We start from the raw sequence: 23,143 nt of genomic DNA, 5'->3' as shown, positions 1-23,143 counted from the left end.
AGGAGAATTACCTGTGAATAACGGTATCCTACATCAAAATTACAATAGTAAAAAGTTTGATATTATTAAAATATCTTTAGCATCTCCAGAGGTCATTCGTTCATGGTCTCATGGTGAAGTTAAAAAACCAGAAACTATAAATTATAGAACATTTAAGCCTGAGAGAGATGGTTTATTCTGTGCTAAAATCTTTGGTCCAATAAAAGATTATGAATGCTTGTGTGGTAAGTATAAAAGACTTAAGCATCGTGGTGTAGTATGTGAGCGTTGTGGTGTTGAGGTAGAGCAAGCTAAAGTACGTAGAGAAAGAATGGGTCATATAGATTTAGTATGCCCAGTGGTACATATATGGTATCTAAAATCTTTGCCTTCTAGAATAGGTCTATTCCTTGATATGCCATTAAAGAATGTTGAGAAGGTACTATATTTTGAGTCTTACATAGTTACAGATCCAGGTATGACACCTCTAGAGAAAAAACAGCTTCTTACTGATGATGAGTATGCTGAAGCTTTAGAGAACTATGGTTATGAGTTTGAAGCATCTATGGGTGCAGAAGCAATCAGAGACTTATTGGCAGATACAGATCTTGAAACTGAGATTGAGTCGCTACAAGCTGAATATGAAGAGAGTAAATCTACAGCTAAAAAAGAGAAAGCTATCAAGAGATTAAGACTACTTGAAACTTTCCAAGCATCTGGCAATAAACCTGAGTGGATGGTAATGACTATACTACCAGTTTTACCACCGGATTTAAGACCATTAGTTCCAATTGAAGGCGGTAGATTTGCGACATCTGATCTTAATGATTTATATCGTAGAGTAATTAATAGAAATAATAGACTTAAAAAACTATTAGATCTAAATGCTCCTGATATTATTGTTAGAAATGAAAAGAGAATGTTGCAGGAAGCTGTAGATGCATTGCTAGATAACGGTAGACGTGGTAGAGCTGTAACAGGTTCAAATAAGCGTCCGCTTAAATCTCTTGCTGATATGATAAAAGGTAAGCAGGGTCGTTTCCGTCAAAACCTACTTGGTAAACGTGTAGACTATTCTGGTCGTTCTGTAATTACAGTTGGCCCATCATTGAGATTACATGAGTGTGGTTTACCTAAAAAGATGGCATTAGAGCTATTTAAACCTTTTGTATACTCTAAGTTAAGACTAGGTGGCTATGCAACAACTATCAAACAAGCTAAGAGAATGGTTGAGCTTGAAGAAGCCGTTGTATGGGATATTTTAGAAGTTGTGATCAACGAGCATCCAGTTTTATTAAACCGCGCCCCTACGCTTCATAGATTAGGTATTCAAGCATTTGAGCCTAAGCTAATTGAAGGTAAAGCTATACAGTTACATCCTCTAGTTTGTGCAGCATTTAACGCCGATTTCGATGGTGACCAAATGGCGGTACATGTACCTTTAACTGTCGAGTCGCAGTTAGAAGCTAGAGTATTGATGATGTCTACAAATAACATCTTATCTCCAGCATCTGGTCAGCCAATTATTACTCCTACTCAGGATATTGTATTAGGTCTATACTATATCACTAGAGAGAAAGAGGGCGCTCGAGGCGAAGGTAAATTATTCTCAAACTATGATGATGTTAGTAGAGCATATAATTCAGGCACTATAGATATTCATGCTAAAATTAAACTTAGAATAGATAGACAAGTTTTTGATACTAAAGGCAATACTTATAACGAGAAAGGTGTTGTAAATACTACTGTAGGTAGAGCATTGCTTTTAAACATATTGCCTGAAGGTTTGTCATTCTCGCTATTGAATAAAGTGCTTGTTAAGAAAGAAATCTCTAAAATCGTCAACCAAGCATTTAGAGTGCTAGGTGGTAAAGCAACTGTAGTTTTAGCTGATAAACTAATGTATGCAGGTTTCAAATACTCAACATTATCAGGTGTTTCTGTAGGCGTTGATGATATGACGATACCTGAAACTAAAGAAGCTAAAGTCGAAGAAGCAGAAAAAGAAATTAAGCATATTACAGGGCAGTATCAGTCATCATTAATTACAGAGAATGAAAGATACAATAATATTATCAATATTTGGAGTAAAACTTCTGATGAGGTTGGTGCTTCGATGATGGATGCGATTTCAAAAGATACTGTAATGGTAAATGGTAAGAATAAAGAAATCGAATCGTTTAACTCTGTATATATGATGGCAAAATCAGGTGCTAGGGGTTCTTATAACCAGATGAGACAGCTTGCAGGTATGCGTGGTCTAATGGCTAAGCCAGATGGAACGATGATTGAAACTGCTATTACGGCGAACTTTAGAGAAGGCTTGTCAGTATTGCAGTACTTTACATCTACTCACGGTGCTCGTAAAGGTCTAGCAGATACGGCATTGAAGACAGCTAACGCTGGTTACCTAACTCGTAGACTTGTAGATGTTGCCCAAGATTTAGTTGTTATTGAAGAAGATTGCGGCACTGATGATGGCTTAATGTTCTCAGCTATTGTTGAAGATGGTGAAGTTAAAGTTCCTCTAATAGAGAGAGCTTTAGGTAGAACGCTAGCTGCTGATGTTGTGACTGAAAAGGGAGTTGTTCTATTAGAATCCGGTACTCTGCTTGATGAAAATCTTGTTGAGATACTTGATGATAATGGTATTGACATGATCAAAGTTAGATCTCCAATTACATGTAAAACTCGTAGAGGCTTATGTGCTAAGTGTTATGGTCGTGACCTTGCTCGTGAAAGAAAGGTCAATGTCGGTGAGTCTGTTGGTGTAATTGCTGCTCAGTCAATTGGTGAGCCAGGTACACAGCTTACGATGAGAACATTCCATACTGGTGGTGCGGCATCATTAGGTATTACAGTATCTGATATTAAAGTTAAAACTGCTGGTAAGATTAAGTTTAAAAACATCAGAACAGTTACAAATAAAGATGATCAAAACATAGTTATATCGAGAGCTGGTAAAATCATAGTTTCTGATACTATGGGCCGTGTTAGAGAGCAACATAAAATCCCTATGGGTGCAGTTGTTCCTTTAGCAAGTGGCAAGGGTGTTGAGATTGGTGATGTTATAGCTACTTGGGATCCGCATGCTCAGCCACTAATTACAGACGTTGCTGGTAAAGTTGTTCTGGAAGATGTTATTGATAGTATCACATCAAAGCATACATATGATGATTTAACTGGTCAGCAAACTATTGAGATAACTTCAATATCTCAAAGAACAACATCTAAGAACCTAAAACCAGTTGTTAAAGTTGTTGATGAGAAAGGTAATGAGCTTAAATCAATTTCATTAGCTGTAGGTGCTGTATTGAACGTTACTGATGATTCAGTGTTAGAGGTTGGTGATGTTGTTGCTAAGATTCCTTTAGAAGGCTCTAAGAATAAGGATATTACCGGAGGTCTTCCTCGAGTTGCTGAACTTTTTGAGGCGAGACGTCCAAAAGACGCTGCAATATTATCACCTTGTGATGGTATGGTTAGATTAGGTAACAGAGATACTAAAGAAAAGCAAAGGATTGAAATCTTGGATAAGAGCGGTCATATTGCTGAAGAGATACTATTACCTAAATCTAGACATCTAGTAGTTTTTGATGGTGAACAAGTATTAAAAGGCAATGTTTTAGCAGATGGTCCTACTGATCCACATGATCTTCTTAAGTACAAAGGTTTAGAAGCGTTTGCTGATTATATTTTAATTGAGGCTCAGTCTGTATATCGTATGCAAGGTGTTGTAATTAACGATAAGCATATTGAAACGATCGTTAGACAGATGTTGAGAAAAGCAACAATTCTTGATGAAGGTGATAGTAAGTTTGTCAAAGATGAAAGTATTGAATTAGTAAGAATACTTGAAGAAAATGATAGACTAGCTAAAGAAGGTAAGAGATTGATTGAGTATGAGCTTACTCTGATGGGTATCACTAGATCATCGTTATCTACAGAGTCATTCTTGTCTGCGGCATCATTCCAAGAAACGACTAGAGTATTAACTGAGGCTTCAATACATTCTCAAGTTGATCAATTAAGAGGACTTAAAGAAAACGTTCTTATTGGTAGACTTATACCTACAGGTACAGGATTTGCAGTTAGAAAAGAGTCTAATAAGATTGAGAAGATGAGAGAAGAACTTGGTGTAGAAGATAATATGATACTCACAGAAGCATCATCATTTAACACTGAAGATACAGCATTTGAGAATCAGATTGAAAAAGAAGATAAAGATATTAATGATGATATTGAAGAATCGTTAAGAAATGCTCTAGAATCTTTAGATTTCTGATAATTACCTGTATCAAGACATTATATATCTATAATGTAATCTTAAATAATTTTCTAAAATATCCTTTAAATTAAGTTTTATAATTTCAAAAAAATTAACTATAATATTGTCAATATATTTTATTTAAGAATGTAGCTAATGTTCAGTACAATTAAAAAATTATTTTGGCAAATACTATTTGGTTTAGCAATTATTGTAATTGTTTTTTTATCTATATTGAATACTGATAATGTCAGTTTTGATTATATATTTGGTAGTACAACATTGCCTCTTATGGTGCTTTTATCTATTGCTTTTGTTATTGGTTTGGTTGTGGGCTCATTTATAACTAAATTTATTCAGATCACAAAGACCAATGGTGGTGCTGGAGCGGCTAAGAAATAATGCTTGTTTTAGGTATAGAAAGTTCTTGTGATGAAACTGGTTTAGCTATTTATGACTATTCATCTAAAGCTATCGTCGCAGATGCACTATACAGTCAGATAGGATTACATAAGAAATATGGAGGTGTAGTTCCAGAACTTGCTTCTCGTGAACATATTGTAAAACTAAATATACTAACTAAAGAATTGCTGGACAATGCTAACCTCAATTTTAATGACTTAAGCTGTATTGCCTATACAGCTATGCCTGGATTGGTTGGTGCACTAATGGTAGGGGCAACTTTTGCTAAAACATTAGGGTTGATACATAATATTGATACAGTAGCTGTACATCATCTTGAGGGACACTTATTATCTCCGCTTTTAGATAAAAGTAGTGATATAGAATATCCATTTGTTGCGTTATTGGTATCTGGTGGCCATACTCAATTATTCGAAGTGAGAGAGTTTGGCGAATACTCCTTGTTGGGGGAGTCTATTGATGATGCTGCCGGAGAGGTATTTGATAAAACAGCTAAGCTTTTGGGAATGTCATATCCTGGTGGAGTCGAGGTGGCTAATCTTGCCGATAAAGCTACAGATGAAAAAAAGTATGATCTACCTAGACCAATGAAAAATAAACCTAACTTGGATTTTAGTTTTAGCGGTCTAAAGACAGCTGTACTAAATACTTGGCATAGTGAAGCAGATCAGTCAGATGAAAATAAAGCGAACTTATGTTATGCATTTCAAGATGCTGCTATAGATGTTTTAATATCAAAGTGTGAAAAAGCTCTGCAGAAGACAGAAAACAGAAGATTGGTTATATCTGGTGGGGTTAGTGCGAATAAATTGCTGCGTTCTAGGTTAGATATACTGTCGAAGAAAAAAGGCTATGAGATATTTTTCCCTCTGATGAAATACTGTACAGATAATGGCGCAATGATTGCTCTTGCTGGTGCTTATAGATATAACAATGGTTTTAAGGATTCTAATTTAGAAATCAATGTTAAAGCAAGATCTCAAATTTAAGCCTACTATAAATAACTATCAAAAAAATCAGATACGTGATACCATAATGTCGTAATTAATTTTCTCGTATCCACATCAAGTGGATTAAATTCAAAAAAAGGTTAAAGGTTCTAAATGAATAATAATGAAATAATACATCAAACCATCGAAAAAGAAGGTAGTATAGTTTGGAAAAGTATCTTCGGATTATTACTTCTTCCGTTAGTTACAATTATTGCTGTACCGTGGTATGCGATGACTTATGGCTTCTCAACTTCAGACTATGTTTGTTTAATTGTTTTCTATGCACTTACAGGTGTTGGTATCACAATGGGCTATCATAGACTTTGGTCACATAAAACTTATAAGGCTAATAAGATAGTAAGTTATGCTCTTATGGTTTTTGGGACAGCGGCTTTACAGAATAGTATAATTCAGTGGGCTTCAGATCATAGAAAGCACCATAAAGATGTTGATGATCCTGTAAAAGACCCTTATGCAGCGACTAGAGGTTTTTGGTTCTCACACTTTGGTTGGTTATTAAGACATAGTAGTTCTGATGTCCAAGAAATTAGAGGAGTTAATGATCTTCTAAAAGATAAGGCGGTGGTGTTCCAACATAATCATTATACTGTGTTAGCTATTTTAGCATGTTTTGGATTGCCTACATTAATAGGATTTATATTTGGATTCTTAACAGGCGGTACGTTAACTGCAGCTTGGCAGAGTGCTTTAGGTTTTCTAATTTTAGGTGGCTTACTTAGAGTTGTTTTAGTTCATCATGCAACTTTTTGTATTAACTCTTTAGCGCATACTATTGGAAAAAGACCATACTCTACAAAAAATACAGCGAGAGATAGTTGGATAACAGCTATAGTGACTGGTGGAGAAGGTTATCATAACTATCATCATGCTTTTGCTGGTGATTATAGAAATGGTATTAGATGGTTTGATCTTGATCCATCAAAATGGTTTATTGTCGGGTTAGCAAAAATAGGTTGGTGTTATGATCTTAAAACTACGCCTAAGCATTTGATTGAAATTGCAAAAGCGAAGGTTAAATTGGATGAAGCTCTAACTAAGAAAAATAAGACGTTTGACTTGGGTATTGAAGAGTTATATGCCAAGTTGGTTGCTAATGTGAAAAGTATGTATAGTGCTAAGCAAGAGTACCTAAAAGCGAAGAAAGAAAATGTACTATCTAAAGCTGATATAAAAGATATAAAATCTAAATATAAAGATTTAAAAATCGAATTTATTCAAGCGAAGAAAAAATATAACAAAGCTAGTACTATGGCATAGTCTAATAAACATTTCTCAAGCATTCTCTTTTCAAAGATTTTTTCTATAGTCTTTTCTAAAAGTAAGTTTTAAAAGTTATGTACTAAGAGTTGGTGAATTAGTTACTAAACTCGTTATTATCTATATACTTTTTAAAAGTAGTATTTGACTAACTAAATTATATACCTAAGCTTTTAACTCGACTAGCTATAGACACAATTTAATGAACACTACCAATTTAAATTTCAATGGTTATTAATGTCCTGATTCTGAAACCTTCGAGACCTCTAAAAGTTTTATGTTGATAGTCTCTAATAAGCCAATTATATATCTTAATATAACTTTTTTCTTACTATCTTGTATTTTTCATTAGATTGAAAAATAGATACTAGAAATGTGGGAGTTTAGTGGCATATGAGTTTACATAATTATTCTCAATATTGTATAAATAATATATATGGTTAGCTATAAACTCTTAATAAAAAGACAGTCACTTTTACATTCACGAAGTATAGTCATATTATTGTAATAGATTTTAATAATATAGGTGGTTGATTTTATTGAAGTATAAAGAATGTAAAGAAGAAATTAGATCTTAGCGGAAGATTTAAGATTATCAGCCTTATCTATTTTTTCCCAAGTAAACTCTGGTAACTCGCGACCAAAATGACCATAGTTAGATGTTTTACGATAAATAGGTCTAAGTAGGTCAAGATTTTCGATGATCTTACCAACTCTAAGATCAAAAGTTTCTGCAACTAGTTGCTCAATTTTGTTATCAGAAATTTTACCTGTACCAAAAGTGTTGACCATTAAAGAAACAGGCTTTGCTACGCCAATTGCATAAGCAACTTGAACTTCACATTTATCGGCTAGCCCAGCAGCAACAACATTCTTAGCGATATATCTACCCATATATGCACCAGAACGATCAACTTTTGATGGATCTTTTCCAGAGAATGCGCCTCCACCATGATGAGCAGCCCCACCATAAGTATCAACAATAATTTTTCTACCTGTAAGGCCACAATCTCCTTGAGGACCGCCTATTAAGAATACACCTGTTGGATTAATATGATATTTTGTATCTTTTGTGATTAGTTCAGCAGGGATTACCTCTTTCACAATCTCTTCGATAACAGCATCGTGTAAATCTTTTTGAGATATTGATTCATTGTGTTGAGTAGATAAGACAATTGTGTCAATAAACTTAGGTTTATCATTTTCATATGCTAAAGTTACTTGGGCTTTTGCATCTGGTCTTAACCATGCAAGTTTGCCTGATTTTATATGCGCTGCTTGTTTTCTCATTAGTAAATGGGAGTAATAAATTGCAGAAGGCATCAAAGTTGGTGTTTCATTGGTAGCAAAACCAAACATTAATCCTTGATCACCTGCACCAAGATCTTCTAGTGAGCCACGATCAACGCCTTGGGCAATGTCACTAGATTGTTTACCAATAGCATTGATTACAGAACAAGTCCTACCATCAATACCTTTGTTTGCATTATCATATCCAGTTTCAATGATTACTTTTCTAACTAGCTTTTCAATATCAATCCTAGCAGAAGAGGTGATTTCTCCAGCGACTAGAGCCATACCAGTTTTTACTAAAGTTTCACACGCAACACGAGCGTTTTTATCTTGTTTTAGGATTTCATCTAAGATGGCATCTGAAATTTGATCAGCTAGTTTGTCTGGATGTCCTTCTGAAACTGATTCTGATGTGAATAAATAATTTTTTGACATTTCGTTCTCCCTTTTAGTTTTGCTAAAAGGTTTCTAGAAAATCTTTTATAAAGTTTAGTAGAAACGCTTTAGCTTATTATTTAGTGTCGCAAGCAAGTTGTTTGTTAAATTCAGCGACTTAGGGTATTATATATTATGTTTATGTGAAGTCAACTATTGACATTTTGGTTAAGAGACTTTAAAGTATTGCTATTAAATTTTTGCTAGGTTTATGGCTGCTAAGCTAAGCTAAGCTAAGAAAAGTTTGAAATATAAAAAGATAAAACCGGAGAGTAATAAATGGTAGTAATTCGTATGGCTCGTGGTGGAGCTAAAAAGCGTCCTTTCTATAGAATCGTAGTTGCTGATAAAAGAAGCCCAAGAGATGGTAGATTTATCGAGAAGCTAGGTTTCTTTAATCCTTTAGCTAAAGGCGGTGAAGAGAGATTAAAGCTTGATGTAGCTAAAGCTGAAGCTTGGCTTGCTAAAGGTGCTCAACCTTCAGACAGAGTAGCTAGCTTAATCAAAGAAGCTAAAAAAGTTGCTTAATTCATACTTATAGAGTCAATTATTTTTCTTTTTATGTCACAAGATTTTGTAGAAATAGCTAAAATTGGTGCTACATATAAGCTTGATGGCGAGCTTAACTTATATCCTTTAGCAAGTTCAATAGAAACACTTTTGAGTTATGGTGATTGGTATATTCAGTTACCAGCTAATAGCGTTTGGCAACCACTTAAAAATGAGAGTGTCTTAAGACGAGCAGATAAATTGTATATCAAGCTTGCTAATGTTAATGATGCAGAAATCGCAAAGAAATATGTTAACTCTCTAATTGGAGTACCAAAAGAAGCATTACCGAAGGTTGGTAACGATGAAGCTTATTTTACAGATTTAATAGGATGCGCTGTTGTTAATACTACGAATGATTCATTTGGTAAAGTTGTTGGGATTATTGAAACTGGTGCTAATGAAGTCCTAGTTTGTAAGAAAGATTCTGATGAGTATCTGATTCCCTATGCTAAGCAATATATTGTTAGTGAAGATCTTGACTCAAAAAAAATAGTTGTTGATTGGGAATATGATTATTAGTCAATAATTATTTCTTAATAATATTTCACTACTTGCTGCGTAAGTATTGGCGACGTACTTTTTTATGTCGAAAAAGTATGCAAAATCGCCTAGCACTGAGCTATTGTATTTTAAAATCAATGAAAACAGAAAACTTGCCTTGCTCAAACAGTTCTATTTTCTAGTTATTGATTTTATAAAATACTAATCGCTAATGTGCACTCGTTGCTACAAAGTTGTATTTTATCTCTCAAATGTTTGTTTTTGTTTGTTTTAATAACTACAATTAGATTTGGTTATTTAACTTCTAAAGAAATTTGAAAAATGAAATTTGGAATAATATCTATATTTCCTGAAATGTTTAAAGCAATAAATGATTTTGGGATTACTGCTAGAGCGATAAAAGACTCTAAAGTATCTATAAAATGCTTTAACCCTCGATATTATACAACTGATAAACATGCTACTGTAGATGATACTAGCTTTGGTGGTGGAGCTGGTATGGTTATGAAATATGAACCATTATCACAGGCAATCAAAGATGCAAAAAGTACTTTAGGTTATAATTCAAAAGTAGTATACTTGTCACCTCAGGGTGGTGTGTTTAATCATAAGAAGTCTCTTGAGCTTTTGCAAAATGATTCACTGATACTGCTTTGTGGTAGATATGAAGGGGTTGATGAGCGCCTGATACAAGATCATGTCGACGAGGAAATCTCTGTGGGGGATTTTGTATTAAGTGGTGGTGAGCTCCCTGCTATGCTAGTTATGGATACTCTAATAAGACTATTGCCAGAGGTGTTGAGCAATAAGGATTCTATGATTGAGGATTCTTTTTATGACGGTCTTTTGGACTACCCGCATTATACAAAGCCAGCTGTTTTGCCTTGTGGTAACTCAGTACCTAGTGTTTTGTTATCTGGTAATCATAAGGAAATAGCAAAATGGAGGCGTAAACAGAAGTTGATAAGGACTTATGAGCGTCGTAAAGATTTAATCGAGTGCCTATGCCTATCTGAAGAAGATAAGCAAATTATAAATGATTATAAAATAGATATGGTAAGCACAAAAGGAGAAAATAATGAAAAATAAATTTGTTGAATTAGTAGAAAAGTCACAAATCAGAACAGATCTTCCAGAATTTAATCCAGGTGACTCAATCACTGTTAACCTATGGATTAGAGAAGGTGATAAGCAAAGAATCCAGGCTTTTAAAGGTTTTGTTCTTAGAAAAAGAAACAGAGGTCTTCACTCTGCTTTCACAGTAAGAAAAATGTCTTCAGGTATGGGTGTAGAAAGAACTTTCCAAACTCACTCACCTCTAATTGACAGTATCACTGTTGAGAAGAGAGCAGATGTACGTAGAGCTAAGCTATACTACATGAGAGGTCTTACTGGTAAGGCTGCTAGAATTAAAGAAAAAGTATAATTCTAGGGAAGTCAAAAAGTGTCTACAGCCGTTGATGCTTTTCTTGATAATCTTTGGCTTGAGCATGGCTTAAGTCAAAACACTATTTCATCTTATCGTACAGATCTAAAGTTTTTACAAAATTATTTCTCGCAAGCAGAATTAATTAATCTCGATTTTGAGCAGTTATATGCTTTTATATCTTATCGTTCTAAGAATGGTTATAGTAGCCGATCTAATGCACGTATGATATCTACATTACGTAAGTTCTATAATTGGCTTATATCGACAGATCAAGTTACTACTAATCCTACTACAAAATTAACCTTGCCGAAGTTAGCTAAAAAGTTGCCTAAAGATATGACAGAGACTGATGTCGAAAGACTACTTCAAGCTCCTGACTTAACGTATGATATTGGTATTCGTGATAAGGCGATGCTAGAGCTTATGTATGCTACGGGTTTGAGAGTTAGTGAGTTAGTTGGTCTAAATACTCATGATATTGATCTAAATATAGGAGTAATACAAGTAATGGGCAAAGGCTCAAAAGAGAGAATTGTACCCATTGGGGAATATGCCCTTGAATATTTACACAAGTATTTTGAAGAGTCGCGCAAGTCTTTAGCTAAAAATTTTAAAGAAAAAGCAGTTTTTATTAGCAAACATTCAAAGAGAATAACTCGACAATCTTTTTGGCATCGTATTAAGAGCTATGCACTTATTGCAGGCATAAACACAGATATATCCCCACATACTTTAAGACATGCTTTTGCAACACATTTGCTCAATCATGGTGCAGATCTTAGATCGGTTCAATTGTTGTTAGGTCATAGTAATGTATCAACAACAACTATTTACACACATATATCGCAAAATCGTTTACAAGAAATATACCAAAAACATCATCCAAGAGGTTAAAGTTATTAGAGCTAGCGTTATTTGCTTAACTTAGAAGGTATATTAAAAGTGATATTAAAGCTTAAAACTATAGTAAAAGCTAAACCAGGAAAAATGTTTTATTTATTGCACAGATATTCTCGTAAAAAATTATCTAATCCTCTAGTTTTATTAATATTTTTAATAATTTCAATTGTGGCTTTGATACTTGGTCTAATTATGATATTTACTCTAGGGCCTGGATTGTTTTTTTATAGGGTTAACGTTATTGCCATTTATTGCAATAAGTAAAAAACTTGCAAGATCACTTGATAAGTTTGAGCTTTCTTTGCGTAAAAAAATCAAGAAGAAGTTTTAGATGTTAATGTGAGTAAGTTTTTCTATCTAAGACATCATCAAGTTAATGAAACATAAAAGTATTATTGGTATAATTAAAGACAGTCCTTGAATTGTTTCCCTCTAAAAAATGGAGTAAAAATGAATATCCGTAGCGTTGATTACTATGCAGATAATGCGGCTGAAGAGTTTACAAAGTCTTTGAAAGAAACTGGTTTTGCGGTTTTAAAGACTCATCCCATTGACTGGAATCTTATCCAAACTGTTTATAATGAGTGGCAAGATTTTTTAAAATCAAGTGATGCTGATAAATACTTATTTGATGTTGAAAATCAAGATGGATATTTTCCAAAAGATGTTTCTGAGGTTGCAAAGGGTGAAACAGTAAAAGACATTAAACATTTCTATCATTTATATTTTCCTAATGGTCGATATCCTGAGGAAGTAAGTAGTGCAGCTAGAGAAATGTTTGAAAAAATGATGAAGCTTGGTGAGACAATTCTTGAATGGATAGATGAGCATATGGATTCAGCTGTTGCTAGTAAGCTACCACAACGATTAAGAGATACTGTTTCTTATGAGAGTACGTTGTTAAGAATATTACATTATCCTGCTACGAAAGGTGATGAAGAGCTAGGTGCAGTAAGAGCTGCAGCTCATGAAGATATCAACTTAATTACATTGTTGCCAATAGCTTCTTCACCAGGGTTACAAGTTTTATCTCCAGTAACTAATCAATGGTATGGTGTGCCGTGTGATAGTGAGTCTCTAGTTATAAATATCGGTGACATGCTTCAAGAAATGACTAATGGTGAGTATATTGCAACTAAGCATAGAGTTGTAAAGCCAGAAGGTGAAATAGAGAGTCTTGATCGAGTTTCAACACCTTGCTTTATACATCCTAAGCCAGAAGTATATCTATCTGAGAAATATCCCCAAGCTGGAATATTTCTAGAAGAAAGATTGAAAGAATTAGGTCTAAAATAAACTTATATATGACAAAAAAACAAGTTATTTCTTATTATGAGAGTCATGCTCATGAAGATGATGTAAGAACTATACTTGAGAAAGCTAAGCAAATAATAGATGCTCAATCTTCATTAAAAAATCATGCTATAGTTCTTGATATTGATGAAACCTCATTGAATCATTACTATCCTTTTAAAGAAGTAGGCTTTCCTCAACAGGAGAATCATCAAGTTTGGGATGAACTACTTGCAAAAACTAGTGCTTATCCAATCAAGGCTACCTTAGACTTCTATCTTTATTGTCTTACTAAAGGTCTTAAAATATTTTTCATAAGCGCGCGTTTTGCTAAACACTTAGAAGCGACAAAACAGGCATTGCTTAATGCTGGTTACGTAGGCTTTGAAGAAGTATTTGTTTTTCCAGATAACTTGACAGAATATGATTCAAAAGGTTTCAAAAATTTTAAGGCGGAGAGAAGGGCTCATATTGAATCTTTAGGGTATAAGATACTTATCTCAATTGGAGATCAGTCATCTGATCTAGTCGGAGGTTATGCTCTTAATACCTTTCAGCTACCTAATTACTTATACGGGGAAAATTCAGTCGTTTAGTAAACTGATTTGGATTTAAATATTAGATAATTGCCTGTGAATATTAAAACAGCGCAAGCTATAAGAAGTAAAATACTTATTACTTTGATCGAATAATATAAATGCAAATAAAGGCCCTCAAATAATATAAGTAATATTTAGTGACATTGCTAAAGTTACATTTGAGTATTTAAATGCTTGCATATATGCTAGATCTGCGATGTAACCAATAACACCAATAGCAACTATAAGCAATAGCACATAAATACTAACTGTATCGACTATAATCCAAGTGAATGGTAAGAATATTATAATTGTAGAGATCTTGCGTAGAAAAAGTAATGTATTTGCCGAGACATCAGCATTCAATACCATTTTATAGATAACACCTTCAAGTCCCCAAAAAATAGCTGCTAAAATTGCAAAGCTAAGACCTATAATACTATTTGCTTGATCAAATAATTCACTATATGCGGTTAGGGTAATACCAATTAAAACAATTATAAATCCGGATATCTTTAGAGGAGTTAAGCTTTCCTTAAGAAATATCCGCGCACCTATCATTCCCACAGCAGGATAGCATGATGATATTATAATTGCTGTCCTGGTAGAGATATCTCTTATCGAAAGCATATACATAGTCATCGCAAGTCCACCTAGAAGTGGGATACAGCATATACTTATAATTTGCCAAAGCTTTAGGTCTTTAACTTTTTTACAGATGATTTTGATACGACACTGACAGTTGCTGCAACTCCCAAATCATGTATTGATGTAAGTCACATTGAAACTAAAAAAGTCATTGTGAGAAGTGTGTGAACTTGTCCTGCTAATGTATAGTCAAGACCCCAAAATATTACAGATAGCGAGCCAAATAGAAAAGCTCGTTTTTTAAAATTCAAACCAAAAAATCCTGAGAATAAGAATAATTTATCTATACATTAGCTAATTGAATGAAATATTACAAGTATAGATGTTTATATAGCTTGGAGTTATCCGCTGATAGGCTCTTTTTGAGGTTCTATTAGTATTTCGTTTATGGCAACATTTTCAGGTTGATTCATCGCAAAAATTATTGTTTTAGCTATTTGTTATGGCTGTATGAAATTATCTGAATCATCGCTAGCATATTTTTTGACAGCCTCACTATCTGTAGACATGTTTTGCAATGGAGTAGCAACATTACCTGGCTGAATATTGATGATCCTAACATCTTTATCAATTAACTCCAAACAAATGGCTCTAAGAGTATATTCCATAAAAGCTTTTGAACCTGAGTAAATTGCTAGACCTGGAAAGGCTCGCCTAGCAGCATCAGAAGTTATGTTGATCAGCATGCCTTTATTTTTGATTAGTGATGGTAGTACAGAGTATAAAAGATTAGTAAATCCTATGACATTAGTATTTATGGTAGTCATCCATTCTTGGTAATTTCTATTCTCTATACATTGATAATACATAACACCTGCGCAGTTAATGACATAATCAAATTCACCAAAGTTATCTATACTTTGGTTTATAAAACTTTCTACTTGGATTAAATTCTGGATATCTACTGATTGAAAAAATATATTATCACCTTGAATATCAATTTCACGACGTGAGCATAAAGATATTTTCATTTGCTTTTCTCGGCATGCATTAGCAATAGCTTTACCCATACAACTAGAGGCACCGACTATTAATACATGTTTATTTGTAAGTAAGCTCATCTTTACCTCCTAGAAAAATATTATTTATATATTCAGCAGTTATTTCTGGATAATTGATATTGATCTCTTTCATAATTGTTTCGTAATTAGTTCTATCATAGTTACATATTGATGAGTCAATATTTAGCTTATCCTTTGCTAGAAACTTTGTTGAGCCATCTATAATAGCATCAAGCCAATTATTATATTCGATGGTTTCATAATTGAAACATTTAGTTAATATGTTTGCGTCAAGAAAATTTTTGTTAGTAATATTAAGGATGTTGTAGTCTGGTTTAGTCAATATAAGATGTTCTACAATCTTAGTTATATGATATATAGATGTCATTTCTAAGTTTATATTTTGAGGTATTTTCTTCTGGGTAATTATTTCTTTTAGTAGTAACCAGTTCGTATCAGATTTATTTATATAGCTAGGTGTTTGAGGTGATATATTTCCTAGTCTTAAAACACTTGCATTAAGACCTTTTTCAATCATATTATGGACTAGTTTTTCTGCTGCCCACTTTGTTTGTGAGTAGCCAGACTCTAATGATTCAATCCAATCAATGGAATTAGATTCATCAAAAACTTTATTTAGATATAATGGGAATATTCCATTAGTGGATATGTGTATTAAATGTTTACTCTTATTCGTAAGACAAAAGTCAATACAATGTGCTGTCCCATCAGATTGCTTGGTTTCAAAGTATTATAAGATAATAATAAGTTTACAGAAGCTGCTCTATCTCTTTAGACAGTTCTAACCATTTTTTACTATCTAAACCAAAGTTTATTTTGGTAATATCTCCATTTAAATAGACTATTTTAAAGTTTGTTTTAATATTAAGTTTTTCAAGAGTTTTTTCGACTCTTTGTCTTGCTTGATTCTTATCTGTAGCTCGTACCAAACAGTAAATCGTTTGTATTTCATCGTTTGATATTAAGTGAGCTAGAAGGTGAGAACCTAAAAATCATGTTGTGTCTGTTAATAAGATATTTTCAGTATTTGTTGAGGGTAAATCTTGGCAAATATTTGATTTTATTGCGGTTGTAAATTTGTTAATGTCATCCAAGATCTCTTGAGTGATCTTTTGTTTTGTTGAGGATTGATTATTTGTTATTAAATTATAACTATCTTGCAAAGAACTTTTTTCAACAAAATTGTTGATAGTAATATCAAAGCCAAACTCTTTTAGATTACTTATAAGTAACATTGCAGATAAGGATGATCCACCAAGCTCAAAAAACAGCTTGTTTGAGATATATCATCTTCAGATATATTTAAGATATTTGACCATAATCTTTTGTAATCTTCTATATTATTGATTGCTTGAACTTCTTGAGCTTCAATGATTAAATCATCATGTTTAATGCTATTTCTATCAAGTTTGTTTGAGTATCTATTAAGAGGTATTTCATCGAGTAGAACAATATATTTAGGGAGCATATAGTGAGCTAAATGGGGAGAAATTTTATCTAGTAGTTTTTTAGATGGCTTATTATTATTTTTTAAATCCCACTGCTGGCGAAAAGTATCTTGATTCTCTTTAGGAATCTCTAAATATGCAATCAGTGATTCTGATATTCTTGTAGCACCAATTTTATCTACTATACAGTGCATTATGTCGAGTTTATCTTTTATGACGGATTCAATAAATGGTAATGAAAGAGTATAACCTCTTAATTTGATAATATAATCACATCGACCATATATTGTTATTAATTGTCCATCATCTGATAGCTTGCCAAAATCTCCAGTTTTATAAAGTCGTTTTTTGATAGGACTATTTGCTGCGGTGATAAATCTTTCTGCGTTCAGATCAGGTCTGTTAATGTATTCATTAGCTAATCCTATTGAATGGATATATACTTCTCCCTTTTGGCCATTCTTAACTATTTCTTTATTCTCATTAAGTACAACAGCATAAACTTTTGGAAGTACGTGACCAACAGGGACAATGCCATCTTCTTCTAAATATTTATCATTTGGATGTAATTTGTATACAGTAACATCGTGACATTCAGATATAGAATACAGATTATATATATTTTTAAAGCTCATGAATTTTTCTAGTTTGTATTGTAACCAACTAGAAACTACTTCACCATTTAACCAACATGTATCAATATTATTAAATATTTCTATAGCAGTATTTTCAGAAGTGGATAGTAGTGTTTCAAGATACGAAGGTGTAAAGAGAGTTTCATTGATCTTCTTATTTTTGATATATTTTGCAAGCGCTTTAAAATCATAAAGTATGGTATCTGGAATTATATTAGTTTTTCCACCTTTTAATAAGGGTCTAAATGCTTCCCAGAGATAATAAATATTACAACCAATTGAACTACTACTATCGTAGGGTTTGATAGTTTCTCTAATCTTATATGATTCAAGTATCGCTCTGTGAGATATTGAGATGCCTTTATTTTTACCTGTAGTACCTGATGAATATACTAACCAAAAATCTTTCTCTGGATCTACGTTTATATCTATAGATTCTTGAATGTAAGAGTCATCACATTTTGAGATGATATTTATATAATCTATACATTTAACTGATTTAATATCTGGTATCTCATCACATAACATTAGATCTGAGTTTGTGTCGTCTATGATATCCTTAAGCAGAGGTGAAGGAAATGATTTATCTAACTGTACGCAACTTGCGCCAATTGCTAATATTGCAAGAAACGCAATAATGATTTCATATCTTTTTGAGCTATATATTGAGATTATACTATGCTGATCATGACCATTTTTTAATAAAAATTTTGCTAAATTTGTGATTTGATTAGCTGTTTGCTGATATGTAAGTTCAATATTTTCATCAGTGATAGCTATATCGTTAGGAGTTTGTTTAGCTTGAATAAAAAAGCTATTGCTAAGGGTATTTGGAATCACTATTTTAAGGGTGTTTACTTGAGTATTAATAACTATGTTAAATGATTTGGCTGATGAAGATAAGTAAAGAATCAAAAAAAGCTTATTTTATTAATATTTATAGATCAGATTGTTATGAATTAAATCTAATTATAAATTATCAAACTTAGAAAAATTAGTTTACAATAAGATTAGGTAGAAGATAGTTTTCTTTGAATAATGATAGATAAAAGTGGGTATCGAGCGAATGTAGCGATAGTTTTACTAAATAGACAAAATAGAGTTTTTTGGGGTCAAAGAAAGAGCAGAACTTCTTGGCAATTTCCTCAGGGAGGAGTTACAACAGGTGAGACACCATTGCAGGCTATGTATAGAGAGTTGTACGAAGAAGTTGGTTTACGCCCTCATGATGTTGAAGTAATTGCATCTACTAGAGATTGGTTTAAATATGATATTCCAGACTCACTTGTGAGAAGTAAAGAACCGGTATGTATAGGGCAGAAACAAAAATGGTTTTTATTAAGGTTAAAAACTTCAGAAAGTAATATTAACTTAGAGGCTAACGACTCGCCTGAGTTTGATAATTGGAGATGGGTAAGTTATTGGTATCCGATAAATCATGTGGTTTATTTCAAGCAAGATGTTTATCGAAAAGCACTGACTTATTTCAAAGAATATATAAATTGATTTTTAGTTCGTTCTTTTATTTTCAACAAATGCTTTTGACCATAAGTAGGTAAAAATACCTATATATGCAGCTACTATTACATCAGAGATAAAGTGATCTAATATAATAATTCTACTAACAGCAACGAAACAACATATTGCTAAAGCTATGATGGTAATAAATTTTTTGTCAAAAAAGTTGGCTATAGCAAATAAGCCAGCAAAAGTTAATGCTGTATGGCCAGAAGGCATAGAATTATAAGCTTTTTTGAAAGAGAAAAAGTGAAAGCCATATCTGTTGTCAAAGAGTAACATTTCTGGCCTATACCTTGCTAATATGACTTTGATTATAGTGGTAATTAAAATAGTCATTATTAGTGTTAATGATATAATGTAGAGTTTTTCTGATGGCTTTTTAGTTATGTGTTTATAAATACATATTAGTGGAACAATAGTAGTGATGATGGCCCAAATTTTAGGTGAAAAAATTTGAGATGTTAGGGCTGCTGCAGTACTAATAGTTGTACCAAAAAAATCACTAGTGTGTATAAGGTTTGCTACTTTTACATCTAGAAAATTATAACTAAATATTACGACTATTAATGTTACTATACCGTATAAAAAAGTTCTTTTTGCAAGCTTACAATCAAGGCATTTCATAGCTAAATTTATTCAAAATTACTGAATTAGTTGGTAAAGTATAATACTATCACAAGTAATTTTAAATACTAAAATGTTTGATAAAGGCTGGTATAAAAAAGCTAAACATATAAAAAGTCCAAACTTCAACCGAAGACCTAATATTAATGATATTAGTTTAGTGGTTGTACACTGTATAAGTTTACCAGAAGGCATCTATGATAATACTAATGTTGAAAAACTTTTTACCAACAATCTTGATTACCAGCAACATGAGAACTTTGAAAGTTTAAATGGCCTTGAAGTGTCAGCACACTTTTACATAAAAAGAGATGGTGAGATAATACAATTTGTATCTATAAATGATAGGGCTTGGCATGCTGGTATCAGTCAATTTAATGGCCGAGAAGGCTGTAATGATTTCTCAATAGGAATAGAATTGCAAGGAACTGATAATAGCGTGTATAATCAAAAGCAATATGATTCACTTAATATTTTATTAAGAGATTTGCAGCAAAGTTATCCAAAGTTGAATGATATTGTGGCACATAGTGACATTGCGCCTAATAGAAAAACAGATCCTGGTAAATATTTTGACTGGAAAAAGGTAGATTTTAAATCTAAAGGAGATTAGAGATATGAGTAGAGAACAACAATTGATAGACTTGTTGTATAAAGAAGGTTGTACCAGCTGAAGGATGTACAGAGCCTGTAGCTTTGGTATATTGTGCGGCAAAAACAAGAGATGTGCTAGGACATATACCTGATAGGATAGATGTTTTTGCTTCCGGTAATATGATTAAAAATGTGAAAAGTGTAACTGTACCAAATAGTGGTGGAATGATTGGTATAGAGGCTTCTGTTGCGATGGGCGCAATTGCTGGAAATGCAGCTAAAGAACTTATGGTTATTTCTGGGGTAACTAAAGCAGAGCTTCCGAAAGTACAAGAATATTTACAAAAAGATTGCATCAAAGTATTTAATGCATCTAAGCCTATAAAGCTATATATTTGTATAGAAGCGTATTATAAACAAGACAAGGTTATAGTTGAGTTTAAGTATACGCATACAAATATTGCTTTAATCAAAAAGAATGATGAAATTATTTATGAAGTTGATGATACAGATAATAAGAGCAATCTTGTTGATGAAATAATCTCTAAATTCTCGATTAAAGAGATTTACAAAATTGCATCTCAGTTAGATACATCTAAATTAGTGATATGTTAGATAAAATTATTAAAGACAATTCTAATATATCAAATGAGGGTTTGGTGCATCAATATGGTATCCAAACAGGTAGAAATATTCGCTCAGATATTGATAATGGCTTTTATGGGGATGATATTCGTAATCGCGCAGCAGCGGCATCAGCTGGTAGTGATGCAAGAATGGGTGGCTCAGCATTGCTTGTGATGACAGCCGCTGGTAGTGGTAACATAGGTTTAACTTTATCCTTACCTTTAATTGAGTTGCAAAGTCAAAAGGTAAGACACAAGAGGAGCTTTGTAGAGCTTTATTCTTTGCGATCGTTTCAACAGTCTATATCAAGTCTAGCATGGTAGGCTATCAGCTCTATGTGGACCAACATGCGCATCTGCAGGTATTGTAGGTGGATTACGATGATGTTGGATTTATCTGAGGATAAAGTTGAGAAATCTATTATTAATGCTTTAGCAGGAATTATTGGTATTATGTGCGATGGGGCTAATTCATCATGCTCTATTAAGATAGCAAACTCAGTATATGCAGCGTTTGATGCTGTAAATGCTGCAATGCTTGGTAATACGGTGACTCCACATGACGGTATTGTTGGTGATGATGCTGAAGATACAATCAAAAATATTGCAATTTTGGCTACTGGTAAAGGAATGAATGAAACAGATGATGCTATCTTAGGGGTAGTGACAGGAAAATTGGCAGATATCTGTAAATAAAACAGATTTTAATAACTCTAAGTTGCAGTATCTTTTATCAAAAAACATCTTTTATTTTATAAGTTTTTCTAAATGAGAAACTAAATTATCTTTTACCATTAAAGATATGCAGATAACAGTGGCGATATACACAAAATGATTCCAACGGAAATTATATAGTAAACAGAAATAGTTTTATATTTTACAAATCTATCTACCTTAAAAACAATATAGGCAGGTATTAAACAACCTATGATACCAAATATAGGACCGCACCATGGAACTAAATAGAAAATAGGTATTTTAAATATAATAGATAACCACGTTAACAATATTATCAAAATAATAATAGTTGCTTCTATTTGATTTGAAGAGAACTTTCTCTTATCAAAGAATTTTTTTGTGATATTTAATAGCACACCTCGTAATGACTCTCTCATTCCTGTTAAAATACTTAAGAAAGCTGCTAAAATAGCGCAAATATTTATAATTACTCCGAGTATTTGCAAAAATGTATTATGACTATAGATTTTTAAAAGTATTGAAAATACTGATTGGTTGTGATTCTTAGCCAAAATTGCTTGATCTTGAGGAATAATTAAAGCCAAAGAAAGAACATAAAAAGAAACGATTATTAATAATGTAAAAAAAGCTATTTTCATAGTTCTTTGAGCTTTATATTTTGCTAAATCATTATCCTTAGAATATTGTTCTCTATATCCCATCACCATAGGACTTAATGATGGTATAAATAATATGGTTGTTAAAGAAAATGGAATCATAATTATTGTTTTAGGTACAGCTTCCCAGCCTTTGGGATAAATACTCAGCTGAGAGAAGTTCCATTCAGGGATGACATATATGACTGTTATAATAACAGAGCATAGAAGTATAAGAGTTAGTAAAGTAGATGCTTTAAATAGTAGATTTTTACTTTTTGTTCCAATAGCTACTAAAATGATCATTAATATCAAGCTATAAATAGTACTATTATCGAGTCTAATATCTATTATATTAAAGTGATATAGATAATCGCTAAGAGCATTCGCTACTGTCTCAGCATAAACTATAGTCCATATCGACATCATTATGAAATACAAAAAACCAAGAACAATACTCCATTTTTCACCTAATAGGTCTTTTATGGTTTCACTGTAGCATTTTGATTCCTTGGTATCAAATAGAGTGTTCATATATAGTTTTTGAAATAAAAAAATAGCAGGGTAGGCAAATAATGCAGATATCAAATATATAAATATGCCAGATACTCCAACTGTAACTGGTACCAAAACTATACCAGCACCTAGAGCCATGCCAAAGCTTATTACAAGCCAACCCCAATCAAAAGAGTCAAAATTTTTTGAGTATAAAACAGACACTTAATCTTCCTTTAAGCTAAGTATTATTTTTAATTATACTCCTTATTTGTA

22 protein-coding genes and 2 pseudogenes are annotated in these 23,143 nt (G+C 32.7%); 15 read left to right on the top strand and 9 right to left on the bottom strand.

Going from position 1 to position 23,143, the window contains the following annotated elements; genetic code table 11:
* Positions 1-13: 13 nt before the first annotated feature.
* The 4 genes from rpoC (at position 14) to FNO12_RS08355 (ending at position 6,939) form a co-directional block, all read left to right on the top strand.
* Positions 14-4,264 (top strand): DNA-directed RNA polymerase subunit beta', encoded by a 4,251-nt coding sequence (gene rpoC, locus FNO12_RS08370; RefSeq protein ID WP_014714683.1) that lies wholly within the window; start codon positions 14-16, stop codon positions 4,262-4,264.
* A 138-nt stretch (positions 4,265-4,402) separates the two neighbouring features.
* Positions 4,403-4,648 (top strand): lipopolysaccharide assembly protein LapA domain-containing protein, encoded by a 246-nt coding sequence (locus FNO12_RS08365; RefSeq protein ID WP_004287062.1) that lies wholly within the window; start codon positions 4,403-4,405, stop codon positions 4,646-4,648.
* Positions 4,648-5,658, top strand: a complete 1,011-nt coding sequence (tsaD, locus tag FNO12_RS08360) for a tRNA (adenosine(37)-N6)-threonylcarbamoyltransferase complex transferase subunit TsaD (protein WP_014714684.1) — start codon at positions 4,648-4,650, stop codon at positions 5,656-5,658. The genes FNO12_RS08365 and tsaD overlap by 1 nt, the downstream gene beginning before the upstream one ends.
* A gap of 114 nt (positions 5,659-5,772) precedes the next feature.
* Positions 5,773-6,939: an acyl-CoA desaturase gene (locus FNO12_RS08355; protein WP_014714685.1), complete on the top strand. Its 1,167-nt coding sequence runs from the start codon at positions 5,773-5,775 to the stop codon at positions 6,937-6,939.
* Between the two features lie 567 nt (positions 6,940-7,506).
* Here FNO12_RS08355 and metK read toward each other — a convergent pair.
* Complete coding sequence (metK, locus tag FNO12_RS08350; protein WP_014714686.1) at positions 7,507-8,667, bottom strand: methionine adenosyltransferase; 1,161 nt, start codon at positions 8,665-8,667, stop codon at positions 7,507-7,509.
* A gap of 279 nt (positions 8,668-8,946) precedes the next feature.
* Here metK and rpsP point away from each other — a divergent pair, with 279 nt between their 5' ends.
* From rpsP to FNO12_RS08310, 7 genes are all read left to right on the top strand, one after another.
* The gene (gene rpsP, locus FNO12_RS08345; protein ID WP_004287066.1) at positions 8,947-9,195 is read left to right on the top strand and encodes a 30S ribosomal protein S16; all 249 of its coding nucleotides are present in this window, start codon (positions 8,947-8,949) and stop codon (positions 9,193-9,195) included.
* A gap of 33 nt (positions 9,196-9,228) precedes the next feature.
* Positions 9,229-9,738 carry a ribosome maturation factor RimM gene (gene rimM / locus FNO12_RS08340; RefSeq protein WP_014714687.1) on the top strand — a complete coding sequence of 170 codons (510 nt, stop codon included), beginning with the start codon at positions 9,229-9,231 and terminating at the stop codon, positions 9,736-9,738.
* Positions 9,739-10,041: 303 nt separating this feature from the next.
* The gene (gene trmD, locus FNO12_RS08335; RefSeq protein ID WP_014714688.1) at positions 10,042-10,809 is read left to right on the top strand and encodes a tRNA (guanosine(37)-N1)-methyltransferase TrmD; all 768 of its coding nucleotides are present in this window, start codon (positions 10,042-10,044) and stop codon (positions 10,807-10,809) included.
* Entirely contained in the window at positions 10,799-11,146 is a 348-nt protein-coding gene (gene rplS, locus FNO12_RS08330; RefSeq protein WP_013922421.1) for a 50S ribosomal protein L19, read from the top strand. Before trmD ends, rplS begins: the two co-directional genes overlap by 11 nt.
* Before the next feature lie 18 nt (positions 11,147-11,164).
* Positions 11,165-12,043 carry a site-specific tyrosine recombinase XerD gene (xerD, locus tag FNO12_RS08325; RefSeq protein WP_014714689.1) on the top strand — a complete coding sequence of 293 codons (879 nt, stop codon included), beginning with the start codon at positions 11,165-11,167 and terminating at the stop codon, positions 12,041-12,043.
* Between the two features lie 456 nt (positions 12,044-12,499).
* The gene (locus FNO12_RS08315) at positions 12,500-13,345 is read left to right on the top strand and encodes a 2OG-Fe(II) oxygenase family protein (RefSeq protein WP_014714691.1); all 846 of its coding nucleotides are present in this window, start codon (positions 12,500-12,502) and stop codon (positions 13,343-13,345) included.
* A gap of 8 nt (positions 13,346-13,353) precedes the next feature.
* A complete protein-coding gene (locus FNO12_RS08310) occupies positions 13,354-13,938 on the top strand; it encodes an HAD family acid phosphatase (protein WP_014714692.1) in 585 nt (194 codons plus the stop codon).
* Here FNO12_RS08310 and FNO12_RS08305 read toward each other — a convergent pair.
* From FNO12_RS08305 to FNO12_RS11150, 6 genes and pseudogenes are all read right to left on the bottom strand, one after another.
* Positions 13,935-14,819 (bottom strand): annotated as a pseudogene (locus FNO12_RS08305) (DMT family transporter). The gene FNO12_RS08310 and the pseudogene FNO12_RS08305 overlap by 4 nt on opposite strands.
* Before the next feature lie 189 nt (positions 14,820-15,008).
* Positions 15,009-15,629 (bottom strand): SDR family oxidoreductase, encoded by a 621-nt coding sequence (locus FNO12_RS08300; RefSeq protein WP_014714693.1) that lies wholly within the window; start codon positions 15,627-15,629, stop codon positions 15,009-15,011.
* Positions 15,610-16,245 carry an SDR family oxidoreductase gene (locus tag FNO12_RS11165; RefSeq protein ID WP_306807238.1) on the bottom strand — a complete coding sequence of 212 codons (636 nt, stop codon included), beginning with the start codon at positions 16,243-16,245 and terminating at the stop codon, positions 15,610-15,612. The genes FNO12_RS08300 and FNO12_RS11165 overlap by 20 nt, the downstream gene beginning before the upstream one ends.
* Before the next feature lie 94 nt (positions 16,246-16,339).
* The gene (locus FNO12_RS11160; protein ID WP_302846520.1) at positions 16,340-16,528 is read right to left on the bottom strand and encodes an SDR family oxidoreductase; all 189 of its coding nucleotides are present in this window, start codon (positions 16,526-16,528) and stop codon (positions 16,340-16,342) included.
* A 54-nt stretch (positions 16,529-16,582) separates the two neighbouring features.
* The gene (locus FNO12_RS11155) at positions 16,583-16,825 is read right to left on the bottom strand and encodes a hypothetical protein (RefSeq protein WP_231138725.1); all 243 of its coding nucleotides are present in this window, start codon (positions 16,823-16,825) and stop codon (positions 16,583-16,585) included.
* Positions 16,813-18,588 carry an AMP-binding protein gene (locus FNO12_RS11150; protein ID WP_231138724.1) on the bottom strand — a complete coding sequence of 592 codons (1,776 nt, stop codon included), beginning with the start codon at positions 18,586-18,588 and terminating at the stop codon, positions 16,813-16,815. The genes FNO12_RS11155 and FNO12_RS11150 overlap by 13 nt, the downstream gene beginning before the upstream one ends.
* A gap of 123 nt (positions 18,589-18,711) precedes the next feature.
* Between FNO12_RS11150 and FNO12_RS08290 the strand changes: the two genes are divergently transcribed.
* Positions 18,712-19,179: an RNA pyrophosphohydrolase gene (locus FNO12_RS08290; protein ID WP_014714694.1), complete on the top strand. Its 468-nt coding sequence runs from the start codon at positions 18,712-18,714 to the stop codon at positions 19,177-19,179.
* 3 nt (positions 19,180-19,182) lie between these two features.
* On the opposite strand, the gene FNO12_RS08285 is transcribed toward FNO12_RS08290, so the two are convergent.
* Positions 19,183-19,818 carry a phosphatase PAP2 family protein gene (locus FNO12_RS08285; RefSeq protein ID WP_014714695.1) on the bottom strand — a complete coding sequence of 212 codons (636 nt, stop codon included), beginning with the start codon at positions 19,816-19,818 and terminating at the stop codon, positions 19,183-19,185.
* 73 nt (positions 19,819-19,891) lie between these two features.
* Between FNO12_RS08285 and ampD the strand changes: the two genes are divergently transcribed.
* The 3 genes and pseudogenes from ampD to FNO12_RS11140 all read left to right on the top strand — a co-directional run bounded on the left by ampD (position 19,892) and on the right by FNO12_RS11140 (position 21,734).
* Positions 19,892-20,431 carry a 1,6-anhydro-N-acetylmuramyl-L-alanine amidase AmpD gene (ampD, locus tag FNO12_RS08280; RefSeq protein WP_014714696.1) on the top strand — a complete coding sequence of 180 codons (540 nt, stop codon included), beginning with the start codon at positions 19,892-19,894 and terminating at the stop codon, positions 20,429-20,431.
* Between the two features lie 83 nt (positions 20,432-20,514).
* Complete coding sequence (locus tag FNO12_RS11145) at positions 20,515-21,027, top strand: hypothetical protein (protein ID WP_231138723.1); 513 nt, start codon at positions 20,515-20,517, stop codon at positions 21,025-21,027.
* Positions 21,021-21,734: pseudogene (locus FNO12_RS11140) on the top strand (L-serine ammonia-lyase, iron-sulfur-dependent, subunit alpha). Before FNO12_RS11145 ends, FNO12_RS11140 begins: the two are co-directional and overlap by 7 nt.
* Positions 21,735-21,832: 98 nt before the next feature.
* Here the strand turns inward: FNO12_RS11140 and FNO12_RS08270 are convergent.
* Positions 21,833-23,092, bottom strand: coding sequence for an aromatic amino acid transport family protein (locus FNO12_RS08270; RefSeq protein ID WP_014714697.1), 1,260 nt, complete (start codon positions 23,090-23,092; stop codon positions 21,833-21,835).
* Positions 23,093-23,143 lie beyond the last annotated feature (51 nt).

This window comes from Francisella orientalis FNO12 (assembly GCF_001042525.2).
Lineage (GTDB): Bacteria > Pseudomonadota > Gammaproteobacteria > Francisellales > Francisellaceae > Francisella > Francisella orientalis.
The sequence above is the reverse complement of the archived record's forward strand: the minus strand, read 5'-3'. Positions and strand labels throughout refer to the sequence as shown.

Excerpts from the sequence above, each read along its gene's own strand:
- FNO12_RS11155 (WP_231138725.1), bottom strand. The coding sequence starts at position 16,825 with ATGTTACTTATAAGTAATCTAAAAGAGTTTGGCTTTGATATTACTATC.
- FNO12_RS08315 (WP_014714691.1), top strand. The coding sequence starts at position 12,500 with ATGAATATCCGTAGCGTTGATTACTATGCAGATAATGCGGCTGAAGAG.
- FNO12_RS08285 (WP_014714695.1), bottom strand. The coding sequence starts at position 19,818 with ATGAAATGCCTTGATTGTAAGCTTGCAAAAAGAACTTTTTTATACGGT.
- rpsP (WP_004287066.1), top strand. The coding sequence starts at position 8,947 with ATGGTAGTAATTCGTATGGCTCGTGGTGGAGCTAAAAAGCGTCCTTTC.
- ampD (WP_014714696.1), top strand. The coding sequence starts at position 19,892 with ATGTTTGATAAAGGCTGGTATAAAAAAGCTAAACATATAAAAAGTCCA.
- FNO12_RS08365 (WP_004287062.1), top strand. The coding sequence starts at position 4,403 with ATGTTCAGTACAATTAAAAAATTATTTTGGCAAATACTATTTGGTTTA.
- tsaD (WP_014714684.1), top strand. The coding sequence starts at position 4,648 with ATGCTTGTTTTAGGTATAGAAAGTTCTTGTGATGAAACTGGTTTAGCT.
- FNO12_RS08355 (WP_014714685.1), top strand. The coding sequence starts at position 5,773 with ATGAATAATAATGAAATAATACATCAAACCATCGAAAAAGAAGGTAGT.
- metK (WP_014714686.1), bottom strand. The coding sequence starts at position 8,667 with ATGTCAAAAAATTATTTATTCACATCAGAATCAGTTTCAGAAGGACAT.
- FNO12_RS08310 (WP_014714692.1), top strand. The coding sequence starts at position 13,354 with ATGACAAAAAAACAAGTTATTTCTTATTATGAGAGTCATGCTCATGAA.
- FNO12_RS08290 (WP_014714694.1), top strand. The coding sequence starts at position 18,712 with ATGATAGATAAAAGTGGGTATCGAGCGAATGTAGCGATAGTTTTACTA.
- rplS (WP_013922421.1), top strand. The coding sequence starts at position 10,799 with ATGAAAAATAAATTTGTTGAATTAGTAGAAAAGTCACAAATCAGAACA.
- FNO12_RS08300 (WP_014714693.1), bottom strand. The coding sequence starts at position 15,629 with ATGAGCTTACTTACAAATAAACATGTATTAATAGTCGGTGCCTCTAGT.
- rimM (WP_014714687.1), top strand. The coding sequence starts at position 9,229 with ATGTCACAAGATTTTGTAGAAATAGCTAAAATTGGTGCTACATATAAG.
- trmD (WP_014714688.1), top strand. The coding sequence starts at position 10,042 with ATGAAATTTGGAATAATATCTATATTTCCTGAAATGTTTAAAGCAATA.